We start from the raw sequence: 6,668 nt of genomic DNA, 5'->3' as shown, positions 1-6,668 counted from the left end.
AGGTATGTAATCTGTTCGATGACATCCAGCAGGTTCGTAAGGCCCCCCGTCCAGAACATCTCCCAGAGTTTATCGACTTTATTCTTCAGCTCGCCGGTTATCATGCCGCTCTCCCCTTATCCTTTGATTCTGATATGTTACTTGGACTTTTTCTCGCTTCGGCCATCTTTCGGTTTTTGCGCATCAGCAGGAATTACCCAGGCATTGCCGAAACGAACCGCTTCGGGTATGCGGCCCCGGGCACATAGCAGTTGCACTTGGCGAGGCGTAATACCCCATTTCTCAGCAGCCTTTTTGGTTGTTATTCCGTTCATTTTGAGAATCCCCTTAGAAAGATGTAATATTTCCCATGATATCGCAGAAGCGAAATATACACAATCGAAATTGGCTAATGCAAAAAGAGGTGTATCAACATCTCCATTTTGCCTTTGCTTTTAGTTCTCGTGAGCCAAACGCTTGGTTTTCGTCAAGTGAACTCTATCTCGCGCCCTTATATCCATGTTTTTGGGCGTTTCCCAACAAATATAAAAATGAAAATGCCGGCAGCCGTAGAATTTTCTTGTGGCCCTTGGCGGGCTGTACCCCATAATCGTCTTCCCGTTTGGTAACAACAATGAATTTTTTAATGTTTTTCAATAATAATGAAATGCTTACGTTGATATTCTAAACAATTCCATTTATAATGAGAATATTAATAAGGAGTGGTGGTATGTCAGTATCTGAACAGCTCAAAATTCTTTGCGTTAAGCTTGGGATAAGCGTCTCTGAACTTGGTCGCCTATCAGGCAAAAGTCCACAGGCCTTCAGCCAGAAAATGAAACGTGAAAGCTTCACGGTTGATGAACTAAAGCAAATCGCCAAGGCGTCAGGCTGTGAATATATAGGAGCTTTTGTGATGCCGAGCGGCGAGAGGGTGGAATACTAACAAGGGTGGTTCTTATCCCCTGCAGGCTTCCAGGCTCTCTGAGAGCCTGAATCAAATCTGTAAATGGGAGCTGATGAAATGAAAATATATGAAAAAATCGACCGCTGCCATGCGGCTATCGGCGCGGTTCGTCCCTTCGAGGGTCACATGCTGGAGCAGCTGAAAGATTATTACCGTATTGGTCTCACCTGGTCGAGTAATGCCATAGAGGGGAATACCCTCACCATCAGCGAGACGAAGGTGGTACTTGAAGATGGTCTGACGATTGCCGGCCGGCCGCTCCGGGATTTCTACGAGACAGTTGGCCATGGAAAAGCTTATAATTTCATGTTCACCTTAATAGGGGAGCGACGCATTTCCGCGGCAGATATAAAAGCTATGCATCGCCTGTTCTACAGGGAAATTGATGAGGAGAACGCTGGCACATGGCGAAAGGAGCCGGTCGTGGTTTCCGGGACTGATTATGTGTTCCCGCACCCGGACGAATTGGAGAGGAGCATGGCTGAACTAGATGCCTGGATCTCAAACGAGCGGGGGAAATATCACCCTGTGACCTTTGCTGGTCTGCTCCATATCAAATTCGTAAGTATCCACCCATTTACTGATGGGAACGGCAGGACGAGTCGTCTCATTATGAATCTTGCACTCATCCAGGACGGCTACCAGCTGGCGATTATCCCGCCGGTATTACGAGCGGAATATAACGATACCATCCGCCAATACCAGAACAAAGGGAAACCTGAACCGTTCTGCGATTTCATCGCTGAGCGAGTGTATGAGACCCAGAAGGAGATTATGCGCCTTTTGCATATTCCGCTTCCGGATCTGAAATAGAATAGAGCGCGTATCCCTGCAGAGGAATATCACGCTCTTTCTGCATTAAAGCCGTCTCGGATCTGTACCTGGCTCGTGGCGGCTTTTGTTATCGTGTTGTTATATTTAATACTCTATAGATGTTGGCTGTTTTACGCTAGCTTTATGAGCAGACACCCCTCATAATAATGTCAAGCAAGGACTATTTTACTCCCACTCAATCGTCCCCGGAGGTTTGGAAGTTACGTCATATACCACCCGATTGATGCCCCGCACTTCGTTGACGATCCTTCGCGACATGATGTCCAACAGCTCGTAGGGCAGGCGTGCCCATTCCGCGGTCATGGCATCGTCGCTGACCACGGCGCGGATGATGATGGGATGGGCATAGGTGCGCTCGTCGCCCATGACGCCGACGCTGCGCACCGGGGGCAGAACCGCGAAAGCCTGCCAGATCTCCCGGTCCAGTCCGGCTTTGCTGATTTCTTCCCTGACTATGGCATCAGCTTCTTTCAGCATGGTCAATTTCTCGGCGGTGATCTCCTCCAATACCCTGACCCCCAGCCCCGGCCCCGGAAAAGGCTGGCGCCACAGGATATGAGCGGGAATTCCCAATTCTTCACCCAGCAGGCGCACCTCGTCTTTGAACAATAAGCGCAGGGGTTCCAGCAGTTCGAAATCCATATCTTCAGGGAGTCCGCCCACATTATGGTGGCTCTTGATGGTGTCGGCGGTGCGGGTGCCGCTTTCGATGACGTCCGGGTAAATGGTGCCCTGCACCAGGTAGTCGATGTCACCCAGTTTGTTCTTTTCTTCTTCGAAAACCCGAATGAACTCCTCGCCGATGATCTTGCGTTTTCTTTCCGGCTCGGTGACCCCGGCCAGGCGCTTCAAGAACCTGTCCTGCGCATCGGCGAAGATGAGGTTCATCTGCATCTGCTCTTGGAAGGTTTGTATCACCTGTTGGGGCTCATCTTTACGCAGCAGACCGTTGTCGACAAAGACGCATACCAGTTGATCCCCTACGGCTCGATGCACCAGTACGGCCGCTACTGACGAGTCCACCCCGCCGCTCAGGGCGCAGAGTACTTTTTTTGACCCTACCTTGGCCTTGATATCAGCCACACTCTCAGCAATAAAATCGCTCAGATTCCAATCGCCTTTTAAACCGCACACCGCGAATAAAAAGTTTTTGAGTATATCCATGCCGTAGACGGTGTGTTTCACTTCGGGATGAAACTGCACCCCATACAAATGTTTCTCCGGGTGGTACATAGCAGCTACCGGGCAATTGCCGGTTCTGGCAGTCTCCACAAAGCCCTCCGGCAATGTGAATACTGAGTCGCCGTGGCTCATCCATACCTGCATGTCTTTAGGCAGCTCGTTAAAGAGCAGATCATCCCGGGTCACTGCCAGCTGGGCACGCCCGTATTCGCGGTGATTGCCGCCCCTCACCTGTCCTCCCAGGGTATGGGCTAAAAGCTGCATACCATAACAGATCCCCAGTACGGGAACATTCATCTCGAATATCCTGGGATCACAGGCCGGCGCGTTTTCCACATGCACACTGGCCGGGCCGCCGGTGAGGATGATGCCCTGCGGATTTTTTTCTATCACTTCCCGGTAGCTGATGTCATAGGGGACCATCTCGCAATACACCGACAACTCTCGTACCCGGCGCGCTATCAATTGATTATACTGTCCGCCGAAATCCAGGATCAAAACCGTTTCTCTTTCCATTAAAAAAGCACTCCTAATTCTCATATACCCAGGACTTTAATATACAAACCGCCGGATAATAGCGGTAGCGTTCAGCGTAATCCAGTCCGTAGCCGACCACAAACTGGTCTGGAATGGAGTATCCCGTGTAATCCGGGGTGACCGGCCCCTTGCGCCGTGATGGTTTATCCAGGAAACAGCACAGCTTGACACTCAAGGCGCCCCGTTTTAAAAGCAGTTCTCTGATGTATCCCAGGGTCAGTCCGGTATCGATGATATCCTCCACCACCAGAACGTGCTTGCCTTCCACAGATGAATCAAGATCCCTCAAGATGCGCACCTCGCCGGAGGATTCGCTGGAGGCGCCGTAGCTGGAAACACTCATAAAATCAAGCTGCAGGTTGACGCCTTCTATCTGCCGCACTAAGTCGGACATAAATATAAAAGCGCCCTTTAAGATGCCTAAAACCAGCAGATCGCCGCCGGCATAATCTTTGCCTATCTGCCGGCCTAGTTCGGACACCCTGGCGGCAATCTGTTCTTTGCTGTAGAGTATCTCGACTTCATTTAAGTTCATGCCTGTCCCCCCCCTTATGAATGGATTATAGCAATTATCTGAGGAACGGTGCAATTTTGTTTCCATCCATGCCAAGGACATATAAGATAACAAATTGAAGCCATTAAAAAAGAGGGGCTCGGGCTGCCCCTCTAAAAAACCTGAATGATCAGCTGCTCACTGGCGGCTTTATTTCGATTTTTTGGTCAAAGTCGTAAAAATTAACGTTCAACTGTAAACTGGTATTATCATTCTGTTGATTTTTCGCTGTCAGAGTCGCTCTCTTTATCAAATTGTTGTGGTAATCAACCCAGAACTGGTAGTCAAATTCCTTCCACATACTTTCCAGCAATTGGCTTTCCACCGTGGGCTGGCAACTGACAACCAGACATTCCGTACCATCAACTTTTTCAAATCCGATTTTCTGTACTTCACCCAGCGATTTCAATCTGAAGTTGGAGAGGGGACTTAGCTCCGATATCAATAACTCCTCGCAATTGCTGGTGTCGCTGTCGATCACCAACCACTTGTTGGCGAAGGAATCATAATTGTAGATGGTACGGTCGATATAGTAAATATCTACAGGTGTGTTTACCATCTCCCCCTTTATATGCGTATTTCCCTCGGCCTTTTCGCCCTCTACTTGACTTATCACCTCCTCCCGCTGTTCAACTATAAAGCCTGACTTTAAATTGAAGCGGTATTGAGTCAGGGCTGCCATGTTGTCACAGGCCGCTTGTAATTCCTCGGCGGGCACCAGTTTATATCTGACATAATGGTCATGTATGGTTTTTGCGGAGAGGGCCCCCGCAATACTGATCAAGACGAGAGCTGAGAGCAGGATAATCCAGAAGCGTTTGATATACTCCACCCCAATTTCTGTGAGAAGCCTGATGGCGGCCTTCACCTAAACTCACGAGTAGTATATTGTATTAGGGCAAGAGGCTATATATTACAATTGAAAGCAAGTTTTAATCACCGGATCAGGAATGCTTTAAGTATCGGATATGGCGTATCCTCAATTTAATATACTGTATACTGCATAAAACCTCTTTTACGATTCGCCACTATCTGCTATAATTTGCACGTTGATTATAAGCCAAAGGGGGCTATTTAGTGTTTAAGAACTACGAAGAGGTAATGAGTTATTGCACGGAAAACGGCATCATGATGATTGATTTTAAGATGATTGACCTGAATGGACGGTGGCGGCACCTGGGGATCCCCACCGGCCGGTTCACTCCCGATACACTTAAGTACGGGATAGGATTTGACGGCTCTAATTATGGATTCGCTCCGATAGAAAACAGTGATATGGTCTTCATACCCGACATCTCCACAGCAGTGTTTGATCCTTTTACCGAGGTACCGACACTGAGCATGATAGGAGATGTTTTTGTTATCGCTCAGCCGGAAAACCATCGCTTTGCACAGGATCCCCGTGCCATCGCTTATAAAGCTGAAGAGTTCATGGTCTCTACCGGGATAGCCGATGAAATGCACATTGGTCCCGAATACGAATTCTTTGTCTTTGATAATGTGACCTATGAGTGCCATCCCCAACGGGCTGGATTCACTATAGACGCAGAGCAGGCCATCTGGAACAGCGGCGACCAGGAATATGAGAATCTGGGTTATAAGATTCCCCACAAAGGGGGCTACCACATCACTCCGCCGCAGGACATCCTCTACGATTTGAGAGCACGCATGTGTCTCCTGATGGAAGAGAACAATATTCCGGTTAAATACCACCACCATGAAGTGGCTGGCCCCGGGCAGATAGAAATCGAAGTGGAATTTGGCGGCATGCGAGAGATGGCTGACAAGACCATGCTGGCCAAATACCTGATAAAGAACCTGGCTTTCCAGGAAGGCAAATCCGCGACTTTCATGCCCAAACCTCTTTTTGCTGAAGCCGGCAGCGGACTGCATGTACATATGCATTTGTTCAAAAAAGGCGAACCGATTTTCTTTGACAAAGAGGGATATTCCGGGTTGAGCGCAGAAGCCCTTTATTTCATTGGCGGCTTGCTCAAACACGCTCCCGCTGTTCTGGCCTTTACCAACCCCAGCACCAATTCTTACAAGCGACTGGTGCCTGGTTATGAAGCCCCGGTGAGCATATGTTTTGCCACCTCCAACCGCAGTGCGGTCATCCGCATCCCAGCTTATGCCAAGACACCCGAAACCAAACGTTTCGAGTTCCGCTCTTCCGACGCTACCTGCAATCCCTATCTGGCCTTCTCGGCTATGCTGATGGCCGGCATTGACGGGATCAGGAATAAGATTGACCCGGTGAAAGAGGGATTCGGGCCTTATGATGTAAACCTCTACACACTTTCAGCAGATGAACAGGCCAAAATCAAAAGCCTGCCCAAGAACCTCGACGAAGCCCTGGACGCCCTGGAACAAGACCATGCCTTCCTGCTCGAAGGCGGAGTGTTCCCGAAACGCCTGATCGAAATCTGGATTGAGAATAAACGCAAAGAATCCCGCCGGGTCAACGACATTCCCCATCCGTTGGAATTTGAGATGTACTACGATCTATAAATATGCTGCCAAAGCCGTACACACCGGGAGGGGTATAGACCCCTCCTTTTTGTTTCATAACTTCGGCATTGAGATGATAAAATAATATAATAGTTGTTTAGTGTT

7 protein-coding genes are annotated in these 6,668 nt (G+C 49.0%); 3 read left to right on the top strand and 4 right to left on the bottom strand.

Translation table 11 applies throughout. The annotated features are described in order from the left end of the window. Positions 1 to 137: 137 nt before the first annotated feature. On the bottom strand, positions 138 to 314 hold the full coding sequence (locus B2633_RS12665) for a helix-turn-helix domain-containing protein (protein ID WP_483171059.1): 177 nt from the start codon (positions 312 to 314) through the stop codon (positions 138 to 140). Positions 315 to 709: 395 nt separating this feature from the next. Here B2633_RS12665 and B2633_RS12660 point away from each other — a divergent pair, with 395 nt between their 5' ends. Then, positions 710 to 925: a helix-turn-helix domain-containing protein gene (locus tag B2633_RS12660; protein WP_481037757.1), complete on the top strand. Its 216-nt coding sequence runs from the start codon at positions 710 to 712 to the stop codon at positions 923 to 925. Positions 926 to 1,003: 78 nt separating this feature from the next. Next, entirely contained in the window at positions 1,004 to 1,759 is a 756-nt protein-coding gene (locus B2633_RS12655) for a Fic family protein (protein WP_483171058.1), read from the top strand. Between the two features lie 186 nt (positions 1,760 to 1,945). Here B2633_RS12655 and guaA read toward each other — a convergent pair whose 3' ends face one another. The 3 genes from guaA to B2633_RS12640 form a co-directional block, all read right to left on the bottom strand. Continuing rightward, the gene (gene guaA, locus B2633_RS12650; RefSeq protein WP_483171057.1) at positions 1,946 to 3,478 is read right to left on the bottom strand and encodes a glutamine-hydrolyzing GMP synthase; all 1,533 of its coding nucleotides are present in this window, start codon (positions 3,476 to 3,478) and stop codon (positions 1,946 to 1,948) included. Between the two features lie 13 nt (positions 3,479 to 3,491). Further along, entirely contained in the window at positions 3,492 to 4,034 is a 543-nt protein-coding gene (gene hpt / locus B2633_RS12645) for a hypoxanthine phosphoribosyltransferase (RefSeq protein WP_483171056.1), read from the bottom strand. Positions 4,035 to 4,182: 148 nt separating this feature from the next. Then, positions 4,183 to 4,920: a LolA family protein gene (locus B2633_RS12640; protein ID WP_483171055.1), complete on the bottom strand. Its 738-nt coding sequence runs from the start codon at positions 4,918 to 4,920 to the stop codon at positions 4,183 to 4,185. Positions 4,921 to 5,129: 209 nt separating this feature from the next. Between B2633_RS12640 and glnA the strand changes: the two genes are divergently transcribed. Then, positions 5,130 to 6,563: a type I glutamate--ammonia ligase gene (gene glnA, locus B2633_RS12635; protein ID WP_483171054.1), complete on the top strand. Its 1,434-nt coding sequence runs from the start codon at positions 5,130 to 5,132 to the stop codon at positions 6,561 to 6,563. Positions 6,564 to 6,668: the final 105 nt, after the last annotated feature.

The sequence above is a fragment of the Syntrophomonas sp. UBA1041 genome, assembly GCF_002316705.1.
Taxonomy (GTDB): domain Bacteria; phylum Bacillota; class Syntrophomonadia; order Syntrophomonadales; family Syntrophomonadaceae; genus DTU019.
The sequence above is the reverse complement of the archived record's forward strand: the minus strand, read 5'-3'. Positions and strand labels throughout refer to the sequence as shown.

Bases quoted from the DNA above. Each gene is read 5' to 3' on its own strand.
- guaA (WP_483171057.1), bottom strand. From the start codon at position 3,478: ATGGAAAGAGAAACGGTTTTGATCCTGGATTTCGGCGGACAGTATAAT.
- B2633_RS12660 (WP_481037757.1), top strand. From the start codon at position 710: ATGTCAGTATCTGAACAGCTCAAAATTCTTTGCGTTAAGCTTGGGATA.
- B2633_RS12655 (WP_483171058.1), top strand. From the start codon at position 1,004: ATGAAAATATATGAAAAAATCGACCGCTGCCATGCGGCTATCGGCGCG.
- B2633_RS12665 (WP_483171059.1), bottom strand. From the start codon at position 314: ATGAACGGAATAACAACCAAAAAGGCTGCTGAGAAATGGGGTATTACG.
- hpt (WP_483171056.1), bottom strand. From the start codon at position 4,034: ATGAACTTAAATGAAGTCGAGATACTCTACAGCAAAGAACAGATTGCC.